General features: G+C 32.2%; 24 protein-coding genes. 22 read left to right on the top strand and 2 right to left on the bottom strand.

The window, feature by feature from the left end:
• Positions 1 to 74 precede the first annotated feature (74 nt).
• The 10 genes from L1S34_RS13845 to L1S34_RS13800 all read left to right on the top strand — a co-directional run bounded on the left by L1S34_RS13845 (position 75) and on the right by L1S34_RS13800 (position 9,422).
• The gene (locus L1S34_RS13845) at positions 75 to 854 is read left to right on the top strand and encodes an XRE family transcriptional regulator (RefSeq protein ID WP_236364563.1); all 780 of its coding nucleotides are present in this window, start codon (positions 75 to 77) and stop codon (positions 852 to 854) included.
• A gap of 60 nt (positions 855 to 914) precedes the next feature.
• Positions 915 to 2,309, top strand: coding sequence for an exonuclease domain-containing protein (locus tag L1S34_RS13840; protein WP_236364562.1), 1,395 nt, complete (start codon positions 915 to 917; stop codon positions 2,307 to 2,309).
• 111 nt (positions 2,310 to 2,420) lie between these two features.
• Complete coding sequence (locus tag L1S34_RS13835; RefSeq protein WP_236364559.1) at positions 2,421 to 3,068, top strand: SOS response-associated peptidase; 648 nt, start codon at positions 2,421 to 2,423, stop codon at positions 3,066 to 3,068.
• A 785-nt stretch (positions 3,069 to 3,853) separates the two neighbouring features.
• Positions 3,854 to 4,261 carry a DUF5673 domain-containing protein gene (locus tag L1S34_RS13830; RefSeq protein ID WP_236364558.1) on the top strand — a complete coding sequence of 136 codons (408 nt, stop codon included), beginning with the start codon at positions 3,854 to 3,856 and terminating at the stop codon, positions 4,259 to 4,261.
• A gap of 149 nt (positions 4,262 to 4,410) precedes the next feature.
• On the top strand, positions 4,411 to 5,145 hold the full coding sequence (locus L1S34_RS13825; protein ID WP_236364556.1) for a hypothetical protein: 735 nt from the start codon (positions 4,411 to 4,413) through the stop codon (positions 5,143 to 5,145).
• Between the two features lie 249 nt (positions 5,146 to 5,394).
• Complete coding sequence (locus L1S34_RS13820; protein WP_236364554.1) at positions 5,395 to 5,973, top strand: hypothetical protein; 579 nt, start codon at positions 5,395 to 5,397, stop codon at positions 5,971 to 5,973.
• A gap of 203 nt (positions 5,974 to 6,176) precedes the next feature.
• On the top strand, positions 6,177 to 6,680 hold the full coding sequence (locus L1S34_RS13815) for a tetratricopeptide repeat protein (RefSeq protein ID WP_236364552.1): 504 nt from the start codon (positions 6,177 to 6,179) through the stop codon (positions 6,678 to 6,680).
• Between the two features lie 227 nt (positions 6,681 to 6,907).
• Entirely contained in the window at positions 6,908 to 7,468 is a 561-nt protein-coding gene (locus tag L1S34_RS13810; protein ID WP_236364550.1) for a hypothetical protein, read from the top strand.
• Between the two features lie 151 nt (positions 7,469 to 7,619).
• Positions 7,620 to 8,594, top strand: coding sequence for a hypothetical protein (locus tag L1S34_RS13805; RefSeq protein WP_236364548.1), 975 nt, complete (start codon positions 7,620 to 7,622; stop codon positions 8,592 to 8,594).
• Between the two features lie 330 nt (positions 8,595 to 8,924).
• Positions 8,925 to 9,422, top strand: a complete 498-nt coding sequence (locus tag L1S34_RS13800) for a hypothetical protein (protein WP_236364546.1) — start codon at positions 8,925 to 8,927, stop codon at positions 9,420 to 9,422.
• 79 nt (positions 9,423 to 9,501) lie between these two features.
• Here the strand turns inward: L1S34_RS13800 and L1S34_RS13795 are convergent, their stop codons facing one another.
• Entirely contained in the window at positions 9,502 to 10,269 is a 768-nt protein-coding gene (locus L1S34_RS13795) for an SDR family NAD(P)-dependent oxidoreductase (RefSeq protein WP_236364544.1), read from the bottom strand.
• A 90-nt stretch (positions 10,270 to 10,359) separates the two neighbouring features.
• Complete coding sequence (locus L1S34_RS13790) at positions 10,360 to 11,292, bottom strand: helix-turn-helix domain-containing protein (protein ID WP_236364542.1); 933 nt, start codon at positions 11,290 to 11,292, stop codon at positions 10,360 to 10,362.
• Positions 11,293 to 12,248: 956 nt separating this feature from the next.
• Between L1S34_RS13790 and L1S34_RS13785 the strand changes: the two genes are divergently transcribed.
• From L1S34_RS13785 to L1S34_RS13730, 12 genes are all read left to right on the top strand, one after another.
• Complete coding sequence (locus tag L1S34_RS13785) at positions 12,249 to 12,458, top strand: helix-turn-helix transcriptional regulator (RefSeq protein WP_236364540.1); 210 nt, start codon at positions 12,249 to 12,251, stop codon at positions 12,456 to 12,458.
• A 2-nt stretch (positions 12,459 to 12,460) separates the two neighbouring features.
• Positions 12,461 to 12,775 carry a HipA N-terminal domain-containing protein gene (locus L1S34_RS13780; protein ID WP_236364538.1) on the top strand — a complete coding sequence of 105 codons (315 nt, stop codon included), beginning with the start codon at positions 12,461 to 12,463 and terminating at the stop codon, positions 12,773 to 12,775.
• Positions 12,768 to 13,691, top strand: a complete 924-nt coding sequence (locus tag L1S34_RS13775) for a HipA domain-containing protein (RefSeq protein ID WP_236364537.1) — start codon at positions 12,768 to 12,770, stop codon at positions 13,689 to 13,691. The genes L1S34_RS13780 and L1S34_RS13775 overlap by 8 nt, the downstream gene beginning before the upstream one ends.
• A 339-nt stretch (positions 13,692 to 14,030) precedes the next feature.
• Entirely contained in the window at positions 14,031 to 14,570 is a 540-nt protein-coding gene (locus L1S34_RS13770) for an SH3 domain-containing protein (protein ID WP_236364535.1), read from the top strand.
• A gap of 61 nt (positions 14,571 to 14,631) precedes the next feature.
• Complete coding sequence (locus L1S34_RS13765) at positions 14,632 to 16,275, top strand: CFI-box-CTERM domain-containing protein (protein WP_236364533.1); 1,644 nt, start codon at positions 14,632 to 14,634, stop codon at positions 16,273 to 16,275.
• Complete coding sequence (locus L1S34_RS13760; RefSeq protein WP_236364531.1) at positions 16,275 to 17,180, top strand: hypothetical protein; 906 nt, start codon at positions 16,275 to 16,277, stop codon at positions 17,178 to 17,180. The genes L1S34_RS13765 and L1S34_RS13760 overlap by 1 nt, the downstream gene beginning before the upstream one ends.
• A gap of 13 nt (positions 17,181 to 17,193) precedes the next feature.
• Entirely contained in the window at positions 17,194 to 19,716 is a 2,523-nt protein-coding gene (locus tag L1S34_RS13755; RefSeq protein ID WP_236364529.1) for an Hsp70 family protein, read from the top strand.
• A 3-nt stretch (positions 19,717 to 19,719) separates the two neighbouring features.
• A complete protein-coding gene (locus tag L1S34_RS13750) occupies positions 19,720 to 21,504 on the top strand; it encodes an AAA family ATPase (protein WP_236364528.1) in 1,785 nt (594 codons plus the stop codon).
• A 2-nt stretch (positions 21,505 to 21,506) separates the two neighbouring features.
• Entirely contained in the window at positions 21,507 to 22,040 is a 534-nt protein-coding gene (locus L1S34_RS13745; RefSeq protein WP_236364525.1) for a hypothetical protein, read from the top strand.
• 59 nt (positions 22,041 to 22,099) lie between these two features.
• Positions 22,100 to 22,336 carry a DUF6804 family protein gene (locus tag L1S34_RS13740; protein ID WP_236364596.1) on the top strand — a complete coding sequence of 79 codons (237 nt, stop codon included), beginning with the start codon at positions 22,100 to 22,102 and terminating at the stop codon, positions 22,334 to 22,336.
• Between the two features lie 121 nt (positions 22,337 to 22,457).
• Positions 22,458 to 24,038: a type I restriction-modification system subunit M gene (locus L1S34_RS13735; RefSeq protein ID WP_236364523.1), complete on the top strand. Its 1,581-nt coding sequence runs from the start codon at positions 22,458 to 22,460 to the stop codon at positions 24,036 to 24,038.
• Positions 24,035 to 25,288: a restriction endonuclease subunit S gene (locus tag L1S34_RS13730; RefSeq protein WP_236364521.1), complete on the top strand. Its 1,254-nt coding sequence runs from the start codon at positions 24,035 to 24,037 to the stop codon at positions 25,286 to 25,288. Before L1S34_RS13735 ends, L1S34_RS13730 begins: the two co-directional genes overlap by 4 nt.
• The last annotated feature ends 8 nt before the right edge of the window (positions 25,289 to 25,296 follow it).

Here is a 25,296-nt window from a genome sequence, read left to right as displayed (position 1 = left end):
TTTAGATTACAAAATTAGCACAGATGGTAACATTTTTCATTATATTTGTTGTTCCAAATTATAACAAAATAGTTATGTCGTTATTTTCAGACAATATCAGAGCCTTGCGCGTGAAGCACAAAATTTCGCAAGAAAAAGTAGCCGAAAGCCTTATGATTACTAGGGGTAGGTATGTAAAATACGAAGACGGAACTTCAGAAGCGCCGTATGAAATTCTGAAAAAAATAGGGCAGTATTATCAAATTAGTATTGATTTGTTGCTCTCTGTTGATATTCGGAAAATTGAGGTAACTGATTTGTTAAAACTCGAAAATAACCGCCTTATTTTGCCTATTCAAGTCGATCAAATGGGTGAAAACCGTATAGAAGTAGTCACCCAAAAAGTAAAAGCAGGATACTTAAACGGATATGCTGATCCGGAATATATCGAGCAATTGCAACAAATTTCGTTACCGTTTTTGGGTGTGGGCAAATACCGTGGTTTTCCGGTTGAGGGCGACTCGATGCCACCGCACCAAGATGGTGATATTATTGTAGGCAGTTATGTAGAGCAATTGGGCGAAGTACTAGATGGGAAAACCTATATTTTTATCACCCGAAGCGAAGGTATGGTGTACAAACGACTCAACAAAAATAAAAAGAACGCCTTAGTAGTAGCTTCGGACAATTATTTTTATTCGCCTTACGAAATTAAAGCCTCAGATATTCTTGAAATTTGGGAATACCAGTGTAGCATTTCTAAAAATGACCAGCGCACAGAGTTGTTAGAAAGTGATGCCATTAAAAATATGTTTGTAGAATTAAAAAGAGATTTAGCCGAAGTAAAAAACAGTATTGGCTTAACAAATAGTTAGACTAGTAGCAGAGTACAGCTTACCTTTTTAACCCAAAAAAACAAAACAGTACCTACAAAAATGAAACAACAAGAATACGCTATAGTCGATATTGAAACCACAGGCGGCAATGCCAGTCACAGTCGTATTACCGAAATAGCCATTATCATACATGATGGTACGCAAGTAATTGAGCGCTGGGAAACCTTGGTTAATCCGCAAAAATACATACCGGATGCTATTTTTGCTCTAACCGGAATTACCAACGAAATGGTGCAAGATGCGCCTAGTTTTGAAACCATATCCAACACGGTTTTTGAACTACTATCTGATAGGATTTTTGTGGCGCATAACGTAAATTTTGATTACTCATTTGTAAAACATGAGTTAGAGCGCGCCGGTTTGCCTTGGAGTGCTAAAAAATTGTGTACTGTACGAGCGGCCCGCAAGATCAAGCCAGGATTGCCGTCCTACAGTTTGGGGCGTTTGTGTACCTCGTTAGGAATTGATTTAGAGAACAGGCATAGAGCAGGAGGTGACGCCGATGCAACCGCTATTTTATTTACCAAATTATTGGCTTGGGATACGGAGCAGGAAATGGGTAAAATGATCAAAAAGACAGCGCAAGATCAACGCTTACCACCTAACTTACCACGCGAAGATTTTGAACAATTACCTGAAAAACCGGGTGTATATTATTTTTATGACGAACATAAAAAAGTAATTTACATTGGTAAGGCATTGAACCTAAAAAAACGAGTAGCATCGCATTTTACAGGTCATAAAATTACGCCTCAGCGACAGCATTTTTTACGAGATATTTACGCTATTAGCTACGAGCTTTGCGGTACTGAACTCATGGCGTTGTTACTCGAATGTAGCGAAATAAAGCAATTATGGCCCGTACACAATAAGGCATTAAAGCGTTTTGAACCCAAATTTGGATTGTTTGAATACGAAGCCAGAAACGGTTACCGTTATTTGGCCATTGGTAAATTGACTAAAAATCAAACCTGCTTAGAAACTTTTGACACGCTTTACGAAGGCATACAAGTATTGCAGGAACTCAGTAATAAATTTGAAATTGACCAACGTTTTTGCAAATACGGCAGCATGAACGAGGATGTTTTTACAAAAACGGTAGCTGTTACTGAATTACCTGATTTGGATATTCATAACGATCAAATACAGGCAGCTTTGGATTTTTATACCAATAACAGACCTAGTTTTGCTATTATCGATTCTGGACGAACGCCACAAGAACGCAGTTGCATTTGGGTCGAAAAAGGACATTTTTACGGTATGGGTTACCTTGATACTGATGTTGTAATTCATGATGCTACACAGGTTAAGGAGTATGTTACACCTTATAAATCGAATCAATATATCAGGCAGCTTTTATTTGCTTACGCACAAAAATATCCGCGCAAAATAATGCTGGCGCAAAGGAACGACTCGGTAGTTTTTGAAGAGTAAAAAACGATAGTTTTCGATGCATTCTTTTGGTAAAAACGAGCGTATTCTTTTGCTCAAGGATTCAGTATATTTGTTTTGATATTATTTTTTTGTAATTCATAAAGTAAAGTCATGTGTTTTCATACTATTCAAAACAAACTTTCCAAACAAATTGAAAAGCGTTTTAATGCAAAGATCAAGGACAAACATGAGTTTGCTCCACAAGAACATCACAATGGTTTTACTTTTCCTAAAACGCCTATAATTACAAACACAGATCCTACGGTTATTGAACATTATAATTGGGGACTTATTCCGAGTTGGTCCAAGGACGATACAATCAAAGCATCAACCTTAAATGCTCGTATTGAAACTGTAACAGAGAAACCTTCTTTTAAAGAAATTTTACAACAACGCTGCTTGGTTATTGCCAATGGTTTTTATGAATGGCAATGGCTTGACAGTAAAGGAAAAAACAAGGTAAAATATCAAGTCGGGATTGCCAATGAGGAACTCTTTGCTTTCGCAGGTCTTTATTCGCATTGGAAAGACGCTCGTACGGGTGAAATTAAAAATACCTATACCATTTTGACAACAGAAGCCAATCCTTTAATGGCCGAAATTCACAATCATAAAAAGCGCATGCCGATCATTTTAAATCCTGACGATGAATACAAATGGTTGAACCAAGAACCGATTATTTCTTTTGCGTTTCCGTACACTGCAACCTTTGTAGCTACTAAAATCACAACAGTTGAGGAACCTTGGTTGTTGTTTTGATTGTGCTTTAAAAATTGGCAGAATAGCTTAGCCTTTAAAGCTTTCCTTCCATTCTGTTATCTACAAAGGGAAGTTGCTTTTCATTCAAGTCTAATACAGAAACAAAATTATCATTTATATTTTAATTAATTTTTACTGCTTTAACAGTAATTAGTGCCTTTTGTTTCTATGATAATGTTCTTTGTTTGGTTTTAGTGTTTTATTTACTGCTTTAACAGTAAAAAAATAGGGTTTTTGATGATTTAAGCCATAGGTGAATTTTTACCGTTAAAACATTATATAATGGATGATTTTGATTTAAATATTTTAATCAAAGACCATCGAAAAAAAGTAATCTAAAAACAACTGATTTTATAGTTTACTAAAGCAAGGATAGATTACAGCTCAATGAAAAAACGCCAACTGCAGTTGCAGCCCCAAAGAAATCCATCATTTATTATTTGGGAGGCTACATTCAGCTAAAAAGCAAAAGGGATTTAGTCCAGAAATTCACTGATGAAAACAGGGCTAACATCAAAAACGGGAATTCTATTAAAGATGAAAGAGTTTGTTGAGGTTTTTGTGAAGGTAATTGAAGCTTAGTACACGTAAGATTAATTACATAAAAACATTTTTATTTGTAATAATTTAATTATAGATTAGCAAAAGGAAAAAGTATGATGTTTGTAAGGCAAAGAAGTTTAATTGGCTAATTCTTTTGTTGTCAGACATTTTTACTAGTTACCAGTAATTGCCTCATGAAATCGGAAAATTCAAGAACCAAAAACAGTTTAATTTAGAAATTTATGAAAACATTATTTATAACTTTACTCTTAACAATTTCTACTTGTTTTGGACAAAGTTTAACTGAGCAAAATTCACAAAATAAAATAATACATAAGTGGGAATTAAAGCAATTTGAAAATGTCGAAAAAAATGGAGTTATAGTTACAGTTACTTTGACAAAATATGCTGACATTGTATCATTTGAATTTAAAGACAATCAAACTTTAGAAGTGATTTATTCAAACGCTAGAAAAGAAAATTATTTGTGGAAGTTTAAACGTGATTTAATAGAAATAACAGCTGTCGACAAACAGAATTTTAACGCTGAAATAATTGGTCTATTTGAAATTCATTTTCAAAATAAAATTTCTCAACTATTTTTGCAGAGAAAAAATGATCCGCATCATGGGATTATGTTGAAAGTATAAGTAACTACCGGTAAGAGCCGTTTCGCGACAGTTACGAATTTTGTTCAAAATTCAAGTTTGCGTTTCGTAAGAAATATTATGTTAGCAGAAAGTACGCAGTTCCGCAGTTCGCAATTGTCTCGAAGCGCCGGAACGCTACCAGCAATATTATGAAAAAACTAAAAATAACATTCATCTTAACGACATTTATCATATTTTACTCTTGTAACAAAGTATCAACAAATACAGAAATTGCAATAAATAATCCTGATAAAATAAACATCTCAAATAAAGTGTCTTCAGGAACTTTAAGGTCTGAAGAAATGTTACAAAATGAAAAAACTGAAGAAGACACGATAACAGATATTAAATTTCGAGAATTATCAATTTCTATAAATAGACTTTTAATTTTTGACGAAGAAAATAAACTTAATCAAGTTCAAAATGATACTGTAATTATTTATGCTGAACTTGGCGAGACAATAGAAAGTCAAAAAATAACGGTTTTATCAAACCAAATTAAAGATTTCACAATTGAACAACGCTACGAAACTAGTATAACAATAACAAACGAAGGACCTCATTGTGATTTAACCGAATGGAAACATTATTATTCTGATTGGAAAACTTTAAAAGCAAATGAATCCAAAGAGTTCATTTGTGAAAAATATTCTGAAAAAGAATATACAAAATTTCCAGAAGTTAAAATTGAAGAATTAAAAGAGAAAGCTAAAACAGAATGTGGTGATGAAATGTATAAACTGATTTCGAAAAACAAAAAAATAATTGATAACAATAGCGAAGTTGGAATAAGTCGATATTTTTTAAGAATAAAAGGAAAACATAAAGACAACGGACAAATAATTACCAAAACTATTGTTGTCGAAACTCCAATGGGATGTTAAATAAAAATACTGCTGGTAACAAACGCTACAAGCGATTTGTGTATTAATCTTAATGGAAAAATTGGTTTGTATTTGGGATGATTTGCTTCGCCTGTTCGCTATCGCTCGAGTGGCAAATCCGAAATATAATGCTGATTTAATCCCAAATTTATTGCAGCGCAAGAATATTCTGCGTCAGTTTGTAGCAACAGAAAACCCATAAAAATAGAAAAGTTATATTTCAAAGTAACACAAAAACTAATTAGATCTATGAAAGTAAAACTTAAAACTAAAATGATAATAACTTTATCAATTTGTTTATTTACAATTATTACAAACGCGCAAAATGCAAGTGTTGAAAAATCAACTTTTGGGGTACAAACAGGAATTTTGGGAATTTGGGCACATCGAGAAGTAAAACTTACAAATAAAATTGCATTAAGAGTAGAGTTTGGAATGGATGCTGGATTTTGGGGTGGAAGTTTTTATCCTGAAAATGGGTATTTAATGACTCCAGTAATTAGATTAGAACCAAGATGGTATTATAATCTTAACAAAAGAGTATCCAAATCAAGAAATATAAGTGGGAATAGTGGAAATTTTTTAACCTTGCAAACAAGCTATAACCCAAATTGGTTTGTTATTTCAAATTATGACAAAGTAGAAGTAGTTGACCAAATTTCAATAATTCCAACTTGGGGCATAAAAAGAAATATTGGAAACCATTTTACATATGAAACTGGCATTGGAATTGGATACAGATACATTTTTGCTAAAAGTATTGGATATTCAAAAAATGAAGCAGAAACGGCGGCTAACTTGCACTTAAGAATTGGATATAGATTTTAAATGAAAAACCGACCGTATAACAGCAGTTGGGCAATATGCCGAACTTTGTAGTAAATTCACGTTTACGTTTCGCAAGAAATTTTATCTTTAATATAAAGTAATCGGTTCCGAAGTTCGCAACCTCGCCAAGTGCGAGAACGATATGCGATACTTTAAGACAAAACTTCATAATTAAAAACAAAATAAATCAAACAAAATTGAAAATGACATCAAACGTACCAACAGTTAGACAATTCGCTTGGGTCTCTTTAGTTCCTCATTACATATTTATGGGACTTATAATCTTTGTCTATCATTTGTTAGGAGTGAGCGCGCCTTTCCTTTACGGTATGCTGACTTATTTAATTATATCTTTTGGACTTAGAAACTTGATTGCAAAAGACCACCAACAAGGACTGAAACTTGTAAAACGGCAACAATTTGAAACCGCGCTTCCCTTATTTGAAAAAAGTGTTGATTTCTTTAGCGAGAACAATTGGGTAGACAAGTATCGATTTTTAACACTCTTAAGTTCTTCAAAAATGTCTTACAAAGAAATGGGGTTATGTAATATTGCATTTTGTTATAGCCAAACAAGTAATGGACAAAAAGCCATAGAATATTACGAACAGACACTGAAGGAGTTCCCTGAAAATGGTTTAGCAATGGCCGGTTTAAAAATGCTAAACTCGATGGGACAGACCGCAAAAGTGGGAAACGAAAACTAATATATTAACGAAAGAAAAGCAACGCATAAAAGCATCTACAAAGGATTTGGGCCTTTGTACTGATGGGCAAATGGTGTTATAATTGGGGATTTTGGCTATTTCGGATAATAACGTTAATTTAGAAGAAAACCGTGTAGCGCGGAAAGATATATGCAATTATGAAAAGATGCTCATATTTTATAACAACAATCCTTCTATTTTTATCATGTTCTGATAAAAATAAAAAATTGAGCATACCAGAAATTAAATCAGACACTTTTAAATCAGGTGAAAAGAAAGCGGAAATAAGACCTGTAATTGATACTATATTGAATGAAGGAAGTGTAATTATTTATGGAGATACAACAATTCAGAAAGATAAGATTAAAGAAGTTCTAATAAAATTTGAACCATATATAACTTTTGATGATTTTAAAGTTAGCATCGAAAATGTAAAAGCCAAACTTGACTTAAATTCTCACGACTTAGGAAAGCAATTCAGAACTGCAATTAGAGAAAGTTATAATGATAATGAAAATCTCTTTGCAGGGCATTACATTTTTGCTACTTGGGGTTGTGGAAGTCCTTGTCAGATGAACGTTCTAATCGATAGAAGAACTGGAAAAATATATGATGCTCCAGATTCATCAGTGGGATCAGAATTTAAAAAAGACAGTAGAATGTTAATTATTAATCCGCCTGAAGAAGGAAATTATTATTACAATGGTTGTATATATTGTAAACCAGAAATATATATTCTAAATGAAATAACAAAAAAGTTTGAAAAGAAAGAACCTTATAAAATATAACTGCATATAACAGCAATTTTGCAATAGGTCGGATTTTTTAGTAAATTCAAGTTTATTTCGTGCAAAAAAAAATATTTTTGATAGAAAATGATTGGTTCCGAAGTTCGCAACCTCGCTAAGCGCCGGAGCGTTGGTGGTAATTTAAAAAAAAATGAGAAAGAAAATATTCTTACTATTGACAATTATAAATTGTATAAATGTCTATTCCCAAAAGTTAACTGGAACTTGGATTTTAGAAAAAACAATTTATGAAAATGGAAATCCTTTGGAAATAAATCATATTTCATATTCAACTTTTACCAAATATGATTTTTCAACAAACTCAATTCAAATAAATGACCAAAAATTTAATGCTAAATATGCAAATAATTCAATAAAACTAGATTTCAGAGAATTACTTTTCTCGTTCGAAAACAATAATTTATTAATTCAAGAAAAAGGCGATGACAAAATTCAAATTCTATCAAAAAAAGAAGAATTTTTAAATAAATACATTGAATTCAAATCAGATATTGAAATAAGAAATCAAGATACTCTTTATATTTCAAATGAAATTTATAAACCACAATTCAATAACGAATTAACTTTTGAAGACTTTTTAAGGAAAAACATCTCGCAATACACATCTGAATCTACTAAGAATAATATATTTACATCAGAATTTGTGTTGTCTAAAGATGGAAAAATTAAAGACATTAAAATTTTAAACGGTATTTCAAAATCATTTGACAATGAGTTCATTGTTGCATTAAATAAAGCTGAAGCGTATTTTAAAAATGAAACTGGTAAAGAGTTTTTAATCAAACATAATTTTAATTTCTTTCAAATGTTTAAAGGTGGAACCGAAAAAATAGAGAAAGAGTTTTATCCGATTCACAAAAAAGGGAATTTGCACTTTGAAAATAACGAATTTGATAAAGCAATAATCGAATATGAAAAACTTAATCTTATGGATTTAAATTCTATTAGAGAAAGATTAGGTTTTTTATACAGTGAAACATTTATTAACTTAGGGATTTCATATTTAGCTGTGAGCAAAAATGAAGAAGCTTGTAATTCATTTTTAAAAGTTGGCGACGTAAAAAATTTTAAAGTCAGAAATTATATTATTAACTTTTGCAAATAAGAAAACTACATACATCAGGCGTTTAGCAGGATTGCGGATTTTGTAGTAAATTCAAATTTATTTCACGCAAAAAAAATGTTTTTAATAAAAAATAATTGGTTCCGAAGTTTGCAACCTATTTAGGCTCCAATAAGATATTACTAGTTTTATGAGAACACTACACAAAATTTCACTTTTATTGATTCTTTTCAGCTTTTTAAGTTGTGGAAGAAATATCGAACCAGACGAGATTGTGTTGAGTGAAATGGTCGTAGAAAAAAATGGAAAATATTATTACGCAGATTGTGAAGATCACGCAACGTTGTGCGACAATTTAAACCAACATAATCTATGACAATATCATTTAAGGGAGAACAAGTCTCATTTTGGATTAGACTTATAAAAAAATTAGGCCCTATTGTATTAGCTTTGGGAATCCTATTTTTCAGAGTAAAATATGCAAAAACATATTCAGAAGATAATAAAATCTACTTTTATATTTTTGGAATAATTTGCTTTTTTATAGGACTTTATTATCACATCAGAGATATTAGAACTGTTGTCACAGAAGTTAAATTCATAGATGATAAATTTCAAGTTTTAGGATTAGATTTCAATTCAAAATTCACTGATTCACTAAATATTAATGATACTTCTCTTGAAATAAAACAAAAAGAGAATAACGAAAAATTGTATATTGAAATATATTCTAATGATAAATATTATTACATAAATAGTTATTCAGATTGGAATAAGGAAACACTTATCGATATACTAAAAGAATACAGAAAAAGAACAAACAGAACTATATATGGAATTGATTTAATCCCAGAGACAATTAAGACCTAAAAAAAATCAGTCATTTTCTAAAATAAAAAAGCCTCCAAACATTACAAATACATGGAGGCTTATGATTAAAATGGGGGCTTTATATTCTGAATCCACCCGAAACTTCTATGCGTTGTGCGTTGATCCACTTGGAGTCATCAGAGCAAAGGAAGGCTACTACAGTCCCAATATCATCAGGTAAGCCCACACGGCCTAATGCGGTTTCTGAGGAAATATGATGATTGAAATCGGCATTGTCTCGCACTAAACCACCGCCAAAATCTGTTTCAATTGCACCTGGCGCTACCGAGTTAACTCTGATTTTTCTGTTTCCTAATTCTAATGCTTGATACCGTGTCAATGAGTCGATTGCAGCTTTCATTGCCCCGTATGCTGCATATCCTACAAATGAGAAACGTGCCAATCCAGATGAGGTGTTTACAATACTGCTTCCATCCTCTAACAAAGGCAATAACTTTTGAGTCAACATAAAAGGGCCTTTAAAATGAATGTTTGTCATGGCATCTAATGCTTCCTCAGTAGTAGTTTCGAATGGAATGTTGATGCCAATTCCTGCATTGTTGACTAAAGCATTAAGTTTTCGTCCTTCAAAAGAAGTTTCTAAAATTGCTGTAACCTCCTTTTTGAAGTTTTCAAAAGTACTAGCATCTGATAAGTTTAAGGCCAAAGCAAAAGACTTATTACCCAATTTAGTTAAAGCTTCTACAACTTGATCTGCCGCCTCTTTTTTTGATTGGTAAGTGATAATTACATCAAATCCTTTTTTAGCCAATTGTAAAGCAGCATCTTTTCCTAATCCACGACTACCGCCTGTAATCATGACTATTTTATTTACTTGTTGTGACATGTTTTTGTGTTTTTTAATGATTACACAAAGTTGCGGTAAAGTAGTGAACGAGTACTTGTAATTTTCAATCGATAAATTGCAAAAATCAAATTATTTCTCACGAAAGTTATTTGGTGCTTGTTGGTTGTGCTTTTTAAAAAAGTTAGAAAAATGAGCAACTTCATCAAATCCCAAAGCATTAGCTATTTCCGAGATGTTCCAACTGGATTCCTTTAATAATATTTTTGCCTCTTGATTGATACGACTTGAAATAATTTCAGAAGTAGTTTTGCCAATAGCTTCCTTCAAAACCTTGTTCAAATGATTGACATGCACATTCAATTGATTTGCATAGTCTTTGGGCGATTTATTTTGTAAAACTTGTGATGAGTTTGCGATAGGGAATTGACGTTCTAAAAGTTCTATAAACAAAGATGTAATTCGTGAAGCAGCTGTTTTACTATTTGAACTGATTGGTAAAGGATGTAGTTTTTGACCGTTGTGAATTAATTCGATAAGGTAATTCCTGAGGAGATCGTATTTGAATTCGTAATCGGAACTAATTTCGAGGTGCATTTTTTCAAATATAGCTTCAAATTGCTGGAATTGTACTTCAGAAATTTGGAATAGAAAATCGCTTTGGTTAGAGAAAACATGTAAAGTATCGAGATCTAAACCCGTTTTAGTATAGGGTAAAAAATCTTTGGTGAACACACAAAAATGTCCAGATTGATCGGTAGTATTTGGTGTATAGCGATAAGGAATTTTGGGAGATGCAAACAGTACGCCGAATTCATTAATCTGGACAGTCTTGTTAGCATATTCAACTGTGTTACTACCTTTGATCAAACTGACTTTATAGTACGTTCGGATGTTATAAGGCATCTCAGGTTTACTAGTACTTTTTTGGTACAAGTTTTCGATATTGAATACATTAAAGTGTCCTATATCCTTATTGAGATTTTCCTGTACGAATTGATTAACATCCGTATTGGAGTTTTTTAATATTTCCCGATACAGTTCTTTGATAGTGATGTGACTCATGATTTTGTAAAAATCAAATATACGAAGTGTTTTTTGATATATTGGACATCACTTTTTTGATATTGATTATGGATTGCATATTTCACTTATCTAGGCATTGGAAAGCTTTATATCTTGTCAATAAAAGAACTTTAGTTAAGGAAATAGCTTTATTCGATGATTTAGAAGTTATGGAGTTTGTAATCAGGAATTGAAGAGGCAATCGATTTAAATTACTGGTTCTATTTTAAAGTAGTGATAATTGGTGTCATTTGATGATAAGTAGGCAAGTATGCAAGTATGCAAGTATTTTTCTAATATTATCAGCTAAGGCAACTCGTCACTTCTAGTTTAATTTATGAATGAAACGTAACTCTTACTAACCCTGATAGCAACGAAAAGCCCGCAAGGGTAGGAGCCTTTAAAAAACAAAACCCAAAACAGCGACCAACGGAAGCTCGTTTTGGGTTTATGTTACTAAGGCGATTCCCGCGGACTTTTAGTGTATAGCAGGAATGGGCAGCCAAAACACTGGGAGTAAGGTGATGCTGGAAATTACTTCCCGATACAGGAAGTTTAGTTATATAGTAATGGCGGTATCTCGCATTTCGAGGTACAAATTAGGTACAACTTTTTTTTAGCCTGCTATATTGGTCTACAGAAGTTTGCACAGTCAAAAATAAGCCTTTTTTTGATCATTTTTAGCATAAAAAATTAAAATTAGTATTTGTAAGAAAAAAAGTTCTTTTGTGTTTTTATATTATTCTTAATTGGAGGAAATGAATTTGTAGGGAGATTTATTTTTAATTAATTTTTTACTGCCATAGCAGTAATTAATGTGTTTTACTTCTAACGTTATGTTATTGTTTTGGTTTCCTGTTTTATTTACTGCTATAGCAGTAAAAATAAAAGGTTTTTAATATTTTAAGACATGCGTATTGTTAAATTGCTTATTTTTACCGTTAAAACAGTATAAAATGGATGATTTTGATTTAGGTACTTTCATAAAAGACCATCGAAAAAAAGCAGGATTGACACAACTTGAACTAGCCGACTTAGCGGGAGTAGGTAAGACCACTGTTTTTGATATAGAAAAAAATAAAGAAACAGTTCGGCTCAACAATCTTTTGGCAGTACTCTGCGTGCTAAATATTAAAGTGGAATTCAAAAGTCCTTTAAATAAATAATTATGAGAAGAGCAATTGTATTTGCACACGGAAAAAGAGCTGGAATTTTAACGGAGATTGCTGCTAACGACTATCATTTTGAGTATGATGAGAATTATGATGGTGAAGCGGTTTCAATGACTATGCCTACAACTCAGAAAAAATATAGCTATACATGCTTTCCTCCTTTTTTTGAAGGGCTATTACCTGAAGGAGTAATGTTAGAGGGATTACTACGAATTGTGAAAATTGATAAAAAAGATTATTTCTCTCAACTGGTAGCAACAGGAAATGACCTTGTTGGAGCAGTAACGGTTAAATTGATGGAAGATGTATAGATGTCCGATTACATATGAGTTGTGCGGTACTGCTACCTATAGTGAAAAAGGACTTCGAATGATAGCTCCTAAACTGACGTATTTAAATGATTTACCCTATACAGCTGTTGAACTTCGTCAGGAAGCCGCAAATAGAGCTAAAAAGCTATCTATTCAGGGTGTGCAGCCAAAGCTTAGTGGAACTATTTCAATAGTGGATCAAGAATTTAAAATTGTGGACCAATTTGGAACTTACATTATAAAGCCTCAAAATGATTTATTTCCTCAATTGCCAGAAAATGAAGATGTAACTATGCGAATGGCAAAAGTGTTTGGTTTAGAAGTGCCATTTCACGGGATGCTTTATGGTAAGGATGGTAGTTTGTCTTATTTCATTAAACGTTTTGATCGTTATGGGAAGGGAAGAAAGTTCGCAACAGAAGATTTTGCGCAATTGACTGGTAATACAAGAGACACCAAGTATCGTTTTACGATGGAAAAATTGATTCCTGTAATGGACGAGTACTGTTCCTTTCCTGCAATTGAAAAAGCTGATTTTTTCAAAAGAATTCTTTTTTGTTATGTAACTGGAAATGAAGACATGCATTTGAAAAATTTTTCACTTATTACCAAAAATGGAAAAACAACACTGGCACCTATTTATGATTTTCTAAATTCTACCATAGCAGTTAAAAATCCAGAAGAGGAAATTGCACTGACCTTAAAGGGAAAAAAAAGTAATTTAAAAGCAACTGATTTCATAGATTACTACGGCAAGGAAAGATTACAACTCAACGAAAAAACGATAGCAAGTATTCTTGAACAAATGAAAAAAGCAGCTCCTGAATGGAACCAGTTGCTTGAAATTTCTTTTCTTAATGATGATATGAAAGAGAAATATTTGGAGTTGTTGGAAAGTAGGTTGAGGATGTTTTAGTAAGCTGGAAATAATTTTTTGAGGAATTCACTAAAAATTAAGTCGCATTGTTAACTGAGACCTTTTTTTTAGATAATATCTTCGTCAGTTTTTTAATGACCCATTTTTCACTTTAATGAATTTCATTTTAAAGAAATATCACTAAAAGTGGGTATAGGAAATAAAGAAAAATAGGTGCTATTTTACGTTTTTTGAATCAAATAGAGCCCAACCAAATCAATTGCTATGAAATACGGGTTTATTTTTTTCCGTAAATGTGGAAAACCGTAAAGTGCGATCTTTTATTCTTTGTAGGTTTGGTAAAACTTATGCTATACGGTACAACGTTAAAATTGAAATATGAAAAAACAAATAGTATTACTTTTTCTGTTAATATCAAATTGTATTTACAGCCAATCCTACCTCGGCACAATTACCAAGCAAGTAAATTTTAGAGCAGGATCTAGAAGTTCTGATCAGATAATTAGTTCCTTAAAAGCACAGACACAAATCTTTATTATCTCACTTGAAACAGAGAATGACTACTACAATATCATTGATATAAATACTGATAAAGAAGGTTATGTTCATAAATCTTTTGTGAAGGTTGGCAAACTGGTTAATAAAAGTAATGAAAGTGTATTTACACCTGATGGCCAGACTTCGAATTATAATTCCGAATTAAAAATATTCAATAACACAAGAAAGACACTTACATTGAAGTTAAATGCAGAGCTGTTTTATTTCAACCCATACGAAACAAAAAACATTAATCTAACTCCAGGCGAATATGATTTCAGAGCTTCAGCCCCTGGTGTCATTCCCTACATAGGAACTGAAAATCTTAATAGTAATCAAGGATATTCTTGGCAGTTTTACATTGTAACTAGAACAAGATAAAATGTTTAAAATTTACTATTAAAAGCAATATTTCAACAGAGTTTTAAAAATTGATTTAGAAATGGATATAATCAAAAACAACCCATATAGGATAATAGGAATTCTTTCAAACGCAAGCGCTAAAGAAATTCAAAGCAGAAAAAGTAAAGTAACAGCTTATGCTAAAGTTGGAAAACAAGTTACTTCTGATTTCGATTTTCCATTGTTTGACATCATTAAAAGAGAAAACGATTTAATTGAAAAAGCATTCTCAGCTATTCAACAATCTAAGGAAATGCTTGAAAATTCATTGTTCTGGTTTTTAAATACTAATTCCTTTGATGAAACTGCTATTAATTATTTAAGAAATGGAGATAAGGAGAAAGCAATTGAAATTTGGAGTAAAGTTACTACAGAAAAAGAGGTAACTCCTAAAAACTATTCTTGTTTTAATAATATTGGTACATTAAAATTATTAGGAGAATCTATAGAGGAAATTAAAGAAGGCATTGAGAAAAAAATAAAACTGATAGAATCGGATAGTTTTACAAACTTCGTTCACTCTGTTGCTGGAGAAGCCTATATCATAGACAATCAAAAGCAAGTCGAAAATTTTATTAATGAAATAATAAAGCAATTTCAAGGTAAATACTCAAATGTAGACACACTAAAATTATTTAGCAATTGCAACGGAACAACTCAAAAATATTTATCACAAAAGTTTACCGAAGAACCAGTACACAATATTGAAAGTCAAATTGAAAGAACAAAAAAGAAAAGAAATGAAAATAGAATAAATGCTTTTCAATATGGTTTAAAACTATACGAAAACACTAAATCTGATTTAACTCTTTTAAATTCATTACTTGGTGTTAATGATTTAAAATACAAAATGATTGCTGACAACCTAGCGAAAGAAATAATGCAATGTGGTATTGATTACTTTAATGAGAGCCAAAAAAATGACAGTTCAGAAGAATACTTAGAAAACGCTAAGCGTTTAAATTTATTTGCTGATTCAATTGCAGTTGGTAAGCTAACAAAAGATAAAGTAAAAGATAGTCTTGCAACTCTTGAAGATATGAAAGACCAAAAGGTTGATAAAGCCATTGCAATATTGAGCTCAATTAAATCGGCATATGAGAAGGCTATCAGTGAAGTTGATGCGCAAGTTGACAGGATGAGAATGACAATGTCATATAATCAAACTATCAACTATTCTAAAGTGGACAAAATGAAGGCAGAATGTTTAAATTGGGATAAAGTTGTTGAAGTGGTCAGTAATGGAATAAGTACGAAGGACGTTTTAGCTATACAGGGTTGTTCAAATCAAAGTAAAGTCTCGGAATATAAAAATTTAGTAGATTTCTTGTTTGGTAAACTTGGACCATTCCAAATAAACCAAGTAAAACATCTGTGCTATTGGAAAGACGTAAGAGGAGCTCAAGCAAAATCTACAGCAAAGGAAGTTGGTAAGACCATCGAAAATGCAACTAGTGGCTGCTACATAGCAACAATGGCGTACGGTGATTATGATCACCCACAAGTAATTGAGTTGAGAAAATTTAGAGATGGCTTTTTAAGTAAAACAAAATTAGGAAACTATTTCATTAGATTTTACTATAAATACTCACCCCACTTAGTTGAGAAGCTAAAACATAAGCCGAAAACAAACGAATTAATACGCACATTTTTAGACCAATTAATTAAAATAATTAGAAAATAATGAAAAAAACGATACTCATTCCCTTTATTCTTTTTGCAACAATTCTTTTTGCACAAGAAAAAAATCCTGACTTGCAAAAGCAACAGCAAGACATTGTGTCTCTAACTCAAAAATTAAACAATCAACAAGTTGTAATCAGCCAGCAAAAAACTGAACTGGCAAAACTTACTGCAAAAACTGTTAGCCAAAAAACTGAAATTGAAAGCCTAAAATCAAAGACGGCTGAGAATGTCCAAAATATTAAAACTATTGCAAACGATTTAGGTACAAAAATCCAACAAACAGAAACTACTGCTAAAGATAGTATTTCAAAACTTGACAAAGATGTAAATACAAACCGTTTGTATTGGATAATTGGAACATTAGCAACCTTACTTTTGGGTGGGGTTTTATATTGGTTGTTAGGCAAACGAATTGCAACAAGCAAAACAGATGTGGAAACTCAAATTAGAAATACTAAAAAAACTTTAGAAGAGGAGAGTATCAAATTAGATAGCAAATTGGTTGAAGTTTTGGACACTCAATTGAAACTGAAACAAGAAGAAAAACTTATAGTATCAACAAGTTCAAATACTGAAATCGATCATTCTTTAGCTTTAAAAGTGGCTGATGAAATAGTTCGAATTCATAAAAATTTGCAACAAATGGATGCTAGTACCAAAGGATTAAAACAACTGTCTGCATCTGTAAAAAGAATACAAGACAATTTCGCTTCCAACGGTTACGAATTGGTAGAAATGTTAGGTAAAGATTATAACGAAGGAATGAAAGTAATAGCTAACTTCATTCCAAGCGAAGAGATAGAAACAGGAAAACAAATTATTACAAGAATTATTAAACCACAAGTTAATTATAAAAACGAAATGATTCAATCTGCACAAATTGAAGTAAGTGTTGGAGAATAAAAAAATTAAAAACATGGCAAGAACTAAAATAGACTACGGTATTGATTTAGGTACAACAAATTCCGCAATTTCAAGAATAGAAAATGGAGAAGCAACCATAAAAAAGACAGACACATTAAAAGACACTATGCCTTCTTCTGTTTATATTAATAAGAAAAAAGCAATTCAGGTTGGTGATAGTGCTTACAACGCATTAAAAAGAGATAAGCTTAGTGCAATGAAAAATTGGGACGATAGTGACTCTAATTCATATATCGAGTTCAAACGAACAATGGGAACGGATAAAAAATATTCTAGTTCCAATTTGGGAACAGAATTGAGTTCAGAAGAATTATCAGCAGAAGTTTTAAAAACTTTGAAATCATTTGTTAAAGATGAAAATGTCAATGCAGTTGTAATTACAGTTCCTGCTGCATTTGGAAACAATCAAAAAGAAGCAACCCGGGAAGCGGCAAAATTAGCAGGATTTAATCATATAGAATTATTGCAAGAACCTGTTGCTGCTGCTATGGCTTATGGTGTAGATAGTAAAAAGAAAGATGGCTTTTGGTTAGTATTTGATTTTGGTGGTGGAACTTTTGATGCCGCATTGCTAAAAGTGGAAGATGGTATTATGACAGTTAAAGACACAGAAGGAGATAATTATTTAGGTGGTAAAAATTTAGATTTAGCCATTGTTGATGAAATTATTATGCCGTATATCGAGCAAAATTATGCTATAGATTCAATCTTAGAAGACGATAACAAAAAACAAATTTTGCGTAATGCAATGAAGTTTTATGCAGAGGAAACTAAAATAAAATTATCCTTTAATGATACGCATAATATTTTATCAGATTTAGGAGATATACCAGGTGAGGACGATAACGAAGAAGAGTTTGAATTAGATATTACAGTTACGCAAAGCGATATGGAAAGAGCCTTGTCGCCAGTGTTTCAAAAAGCAATTGATATTTCCAAAAAACTTATAGAACGCAACAATTTAAAAGGTTCGTCTTTGGATTCCTTGATTTTAGTAGGTGGTCCCACATTTTCACCTGTTGTTAGAAATATGTTAGAGAAACAAATTTGCAAACCAGACACAAATGTTGACCCAATGACAGTAGTGTCAAAAGGAGCAGCTTTATATGCTTCTACAATTGATGTATCGGAAGAAATAAAAGAGCAAACAAGAGATAAATCGAAAATTCAAATCGAAATTGGACATGAAGCATCAACAGTAGAATTAGAAGAATTTGTAACGCTAAAAATTTTAGCAGATAAAACTGAAGGAACAATTCCTGAAAAAGTTTTTGCTGAAATTACAAGAAGTGACAAAGCTTGGTCAAGCGGAAAAATTGAAATTAACGAAATTGGAGAAGTCATTGAAACGCAATTGATTGAAGGTAAAACTAATGGTTTTAGTGTTACATTGTATGACGATAAAGGAAATATTTTAGAAAGTGAGCCAAAAGAATTTTCTGTTATTCAAGGTTCGAAAATTGGAAATGCAACATTAGCTTACAACATAGGAATTGAAATTAAGAAAAGAGAAACAGGTAAAATAGTTTTTGAAACCTTAAAAAATTTAGAGAAAAACAAAACTATTCCAGCGGTTGGTACAAGAAACGGATTAAAAACACAAAAACAAATTCGCCCAGGAATGGAATCTGATTTTATTAAAATTCCAATTTTTGAAGGCGAACACAAGGCAGAGGGTACTAGGGCAATATATAATAATCATGTTTTTGATATTATAATTAGTGGAGGAGATTTACCTGCATTATTACCTGAAAGTAGTGATGTAGATTTAACCGTTAATATTGATAGATCGGAACAAATTTCTGTAACAGCATATTTTCCGTATTTAGATTTTTCTTTTGATGCAACTGTAGAAAGAACGGTTCAGTCAATCGAAACCAAATGGTTATCCAATGAAATTCGCAAAGCAAAAGGAAGTATCGAAGAACTGAAAGAAGAAGGAGTAAACAATGATAAAGTTCAAAAAATAGAAAATGACATTGCTGATTTAGAGAGAAAATTTGAAAATAACAAAAATGATGTGGATGGTAAACAAGAAGTTTTGACCAATTTGAGAAAAACACTAAAAACCATTGATGAACTAAACGAAACCACGGAATGGCCTAAATTAGAAGAAGAACTAAAAGAAGAGTTTTATCGTTTAGAAAAAGCCAATAAAGATTTAGGGAATGACCATTCCACTCAAGTTGTGAATCAATTGCGAAACCAGTTGGAAGAAGTTTTGAAAACGCAGGATATCAAATTGGGTAATGCATTGGCAGAGGAAATTCATTCAGTATTTTTCCAACTAACATTAGTTTACCAACTTATTAATTTCATAAGGCAACACAATCAAAATTTTGGTTCTTACCATTGGTTAGACACTAACCGTGCAAGAAAATTATTAAATGATGGTTTACAACAAATCGGCGAAAATCCAACTACAGAAGATTTGCATCCTATCGTTATAGATTTAATCAACTTATTGCCAAATGAAGAAAAACCAAGCGGAGATGATTCTGTTTTAGTTGGATAAAAAATGAATAACGCAAAATCTATAATAACAAAAGGTCAAGTAATTGACGACAAGTACACCATAACATTCTTTTTAAAAAAAGGAAGTTATGCTGAATCCTATCGTGTAATAGACAAGGAGAAGAAAACAAAACTTTTAAAGTTATTCTCCTATTCAAAATTGACTAGAACACAATTTGATATAAATGATGATGTCCTTGAAATTGAAATACTCAAAACACTAAAACATCCTAATATTGTTAATCTTAAAGATAGTGGTAATCTATTATTAGATAATCAAAAATATGCTTATGCAATTTTGGACTTTATAAGTGGTGAAACTCTTGCAGATAAAATGAAAAGAGACCAAACCTTTTCCCAAGATAACGCTAAAGACATTATTTTAGGTGTCGCAAATGGTTTAAATTACTTGCACAATCTGGAAAATCCTGTGATACATAATGACATTACAAATTTGAATGTAATGTTAGATATGACTAGTCAAATATCCATTCCTAAAATAATTGATTTTGGGTATGCAAGATATTTAAGTCAATCTCATAAAACCTTTCAAAAAGAAGGTCTTAATCTATTTTATACTGCAAATGAGACTTTTAATAAAGTTTTCTCTATCCAAAGTGATATTTTTTCAATTGGTGCATTATATTATCATCTATTGGTAGGTTTACCACCTTGGTTTATAGAGTTGTCTAGATTCAAATCAGATACTATTAAATTGGAAGATGCTATTTTAAAAGAGCGTGAAAAACCTTTAAAAGTAATAGATTCAGATGCTAAAATTGATGAGAATACTTTCAATATTATTTCAAAAGCTCTGCAACCCAATGCAGATAATAGATTTAAAAGCATAAAAGAATTTATTCAAGCGGTTAATGGTGAACTTGAAGTGGAAAACCCTATTCTTGAAAAATCAGCATTTCAAAACCAAGCTTTAAAATCAGTAAAGAAAGGCGAAGGGTTTAAATCTATTGCGGGAATGCAAGATTTAAAAGATACCATTAAATTGGATGTGATTGATGCTTTAAACGAAAAGGAAAAGTATGCAGAATATGGTTTAACAATTCCTAATGGAATGCTTTTATATGGTCCTCCTGGTTGTGGTAAAACTTTTTTTGCCGAGAAAATGGCAGAAGAAATAGGATTTAATTTTTATCAAATAAAACCTTCTGATATTCAAAGTAAATGGGTTAATGCTTCTCAAGAAAACATTAAGAATCTTTTTGAAGAAGCAAGAAAAAATGCTCCTAGTATAATATTTATAGATGAATTAGATGCATTAGTTCCAAATCGGGATAATTCAAGTGTTAATCATATGAATACAAGTGCTGTAAATGAATTTTTAGCACAAATGAATAACAGCGGAGATGAAGGTGTTTTCATTATTGGCGCAACAAATAGACCTAATTCAATTGATCCTGCAATATTAAGAGCAGGTAGATTAGACAAGCATATATTTCTACCGCCTCCTGATTATGAAGCAAGAGAGTTAATGTTTAAACTATACTTACAGAAAAGACCAACTGATATTGGATTAGATTATGCAGAACTTTCAAAAGCAACAGAAAATTATGTTTCAAGTGATATTAAATTCTTATGTGATGAGGCTTCGAGAATGGCATTAAAAACTAAATCACGCATCACCAAACAGATCCTTTTGGAAACTATTAAAGTAAATAAACCCTCAATTTCTCTTTCTGAGCTAAATAGTTACAATGCAATCAAGGCAAAGATGGAAGGACACCAATTAAATAGTAATAACCGAACAGAAATCGGTTTTAAAAACAAGTAAAAATGGAACAGATAATTTTTGACCGACTTTTATTAAAGACAGCTTTTTCTTGTATGGCTTGTGATGGCGACATTGACAACAGAGAAATTATTTTAATAAAAGCAATGCACCAAAACAAGAAAATATTTGGGGATGTTGATATTAACTTAGAGTTGGATAATTTACTTTTAGAAATTAATCGTGATGGTCATCGGTTTTTAAAAAGTTTTTTCAGCGAATTAAAATCAAGTTCTTTGTCCGAACAAAACGAATTGAAGCTAATTGAAGTTGCAATTGAGACCATTAAAGCGGATGAAAAAATTGAATATAGTGAGGTTAAATTCTTTAAAGTTATTCGAAGTAATTTAAAGATAAAAAATGATGTGATTTTAGGAGTACATCCTGACTTTGAGGAATATTTAGAACAAGATATTATTAGCGAGTCTTATTTAAGTAGGCTTCAAGATGACTTTTTTGACACTCATACCTTACCACAATTGGATATAATCAAACCATTTACTAATGATCTTTTAGATATAATTGACACAACGAACTAGTGAATAGCAAACTCATAAAAATAATACTAGCAATATTACTCTTGCTCTGTCTTTTAGACATGCCATATGGTTTCTATCAATTCGTACGTTTTGCAGCGATGGTTGGTTTTGCCTATCTAGCGTATTCTGCAAATGAACAGAATAGAAAAAATGAAATGTTTGTTTATATGGCTTTAGCAATTTTATTTCAACCTTTTTTCAAGTTAGCTTTAGGTAGAACCATTTGGAATATCATTGATGTTATAATTGCGATTGGTATTTTACTTTCGATAACTCAAGAAAAAGAAGTAAAATAAATAGTGTCACAACTATAAAAAATGGAGTACCGAAGGTATAGGCCTAACACTTCAATAAATATTAGCTACTTTAGCCTTTTGATTATAAAAATCAGACAAAACACACGTTTTATAACACATCATGACCCAAGAACAAATAAAGAATTTAGAAAAAGAATTGTGGGATGCCGCCGATGAACTAAGAGGTAATTCCAAATTAACGGCTGCCGAATACAAAGACCCTTTACTAGGTTTAGTACTTTTACGCTTTGCGCAAAACCGCTACGAAGATGCCAAAATTGCTTTAACTAATTCATTACCTATAAACCCAAGAACAGGCATACAACGCGAAGCAACCAAAGATGATTATGCAGCTGCGGGAGCCATTATGTTACCCGAAAAAGCAAAATACGATTTCCTTGCTGCGCTGCCTGAAAGTGAAGATATTGCCGAAGCTATCAACAATGCGATGAAATTGATAGAGGCAGAATATCCTGACTTAGCGGGTATTCTTCCTAAAAGCTACCAAGAATTCGACGATAAATTACTCCGTGACCTAGTACGTGTTTTTAACAAAGATGCGGTGCGACATGCCAAAGGCGATGTGTTTGGGCGTATATATGAATTTTTCTTGATGAAATTCTCCATGCAAGGAGCCGGTGCACAGGAAGGTGGAGAATTTTTCACACCGCCGTCATTGGTAAGCTTGATTGTCAATTTCATTCAGCCCAATCACGGTATCATACACGATCCCGCTTGCGGATCAGGAGGTATGTTTGTACAAACGGCTCATTTTATACAAGATCATGAAAATAAAAGTGTCAACGAGGCCATTACCGTATATGGTACTGAGCTAAAGAGCAACAACGCCAAACTAGCCAAAATGAACTTAGCCATTCACGGTATTGAAGGTAAAATCATTGAAGGCAATAGTTTTTATACCAACCCACACAACCTTACGGGCAAATGCGACTTTGTAATGGCTAATCCTCCTTTTAATGTGGATAAGGTTGATGCCAAAAACAAATTCCTAGCCGAAGACGAACGTCTTCCTTTTGGAGCTCCGCTGACCGGTGCAGGCTCTATCGGGAACGGAAATTACCTCTGGATGCAATACTTCTACTCGTATTTGAACGCTACAGGGCGTGCTGGTTTTGTCATGGCATCTTCGGCTACAGATGCAGGTAATGCCGAAAAAAGAATACGTAAAGAACTGATTGAAACCGGAGCCGTAGAATGTATTGTATCTGTTGGGAATAACTTTTTCTATACCCGCTCCTTGCCTTGCCATGTTTGGTTTTACAACAAAGGCAAAAAACCAGAGAACAAAAACAAAATCCTCATGATCGATGCGCGAAATACGTATCGTAAAGTAACTACAACAATTAGTGACTTTAGCGAGGATCAACTTGAAGGACTCACCGCCATCATGCAACTTTTTCGTGGCGAGAAACCAGAAGTAAAAGCAAATAATGAATGGTTTAACGAAAAATTCCCAACAGGAAAATATGATGATGTAGAAGGTTTATGCAAAATTGTAGATCTCGAAGAAGTAGCCGCACAAGATTACAGCCTTACGCCCGGACGTTATGTTGGCGTAGTAGTAGAACTAGATATGGATTTTGATTACAAAGGTCGCATGACCGAAATTCATAAAGAGTTGGCAACTTTGAATGAAGAAGCGATTCAATTGATGCAACAAATTCAAAGCGTGCAAGTATGAGAAGCGAATGGATAAAAGTTGAATTAGGGGGATTAATTGAAACTCAAAAGGGATTTGCCTTCAAAAGTAGTTGGTACACTAGTTTTGGTGTTCCAATTGTTAGAGTTAGTGATTTTACAGATAACTCAATTTCAATTAATGAAATTAATTTTATCAGCAATGATTTAGCTCAGGAACACAGCAAGCATCAATTGCAATTCAGAGATATTTTAATACAAACCGTTGGATCTTGGCAAAGTAATCCCGCTTCAATAGTTGGAAAAGTTGTGACTGTTCCTTTACAATTGGATAGTGCCCTATTAAACCAAAATGCAGTCAAAATTATTCCAAAAACAGCAATTAATAAAAGATTTTTATATTACCGATTGAAGGAAGAAAATTTTAAATTTCACAATCTTAATCATGCACAAGGAGCAGCTAACCAAGCTAGTATTACACTTGAATCAATTAAGAAATTTAAATTTGATCTCCCCCCACTACAAACCCAACGTAAAATAGCTTCAATCTTATCAGCCTATGATGATTTGATAGAAAACAACCTCAAACGCATTCAATTATTAGAAGAAAAAGCCCAAATCACTTATGAGGAATGGTTTGTGAAAATGCGTTTTCCTGGCTATGAAACGGCAAAATTTGATGAAGTTGACCTTACTGATCTAGCACTCTATTTTGGTAGAGGAGTAACTCCTAAATATGAAGATGGTAGCGGATTTTGGGGAATAAATCAAAAAGCTAACAAAGGATCTAATTTAGAAAAAATTCATTTTAAAGAATATAAAAAGGGTAATTGGGTTCCTACAGAAAGATTTGCTAAGAATGGAGATGTTTTACTTAACTCTTTAGGAGAAGGAACAATTGGAAGATGCCATTACTATAAATGGAAAAGTGATGTATATCCTGTTGATCAGCATATGACAATATTTAGAGGTAAAACGGCTGAAATTTCATTATTTATTTTTCATTTCTTAGCTTCTGAACAAGGTCAAGGGGTTTTAAACTCTTTAAAAAAAGGAGGTACTAATATGACTATGCTTAATATAGGTGATTTGAGAACAGTAAGAATTAAAATTCCCGATTCTAAAATTCTTATTAGTTTTTTTGATAAAGTTGAGATCCTATATGATCAAAAGTCAATTTTAGAAAATCAAAATGAACTTCTCAAAGAAGCCAGAGATATTTTGTTGCCAAGGCTAATGACCGGGATGATTGATGTAGAAGAGTTACACATAGAAACTTCACAAATTACCTGAAAAAAAAC

Origin of the sequence: Flavobacterium sp. K77 (genome assembly GCF_021608205.1) — a bacterium.
In the GTDB taxonomy this organism is placed as follows: Bacteria; Bacteroidota; Bacteroidia; order Flavobacteriales; family Flavobacteriaceae; genus Flavobacterium; species Flavobacterium turcicum.
The sequence above is the reverse complement of the archived record's forward strand: the minus strand, read 5'-3'. Positions and strand labels throughout refer to the sequence as shown.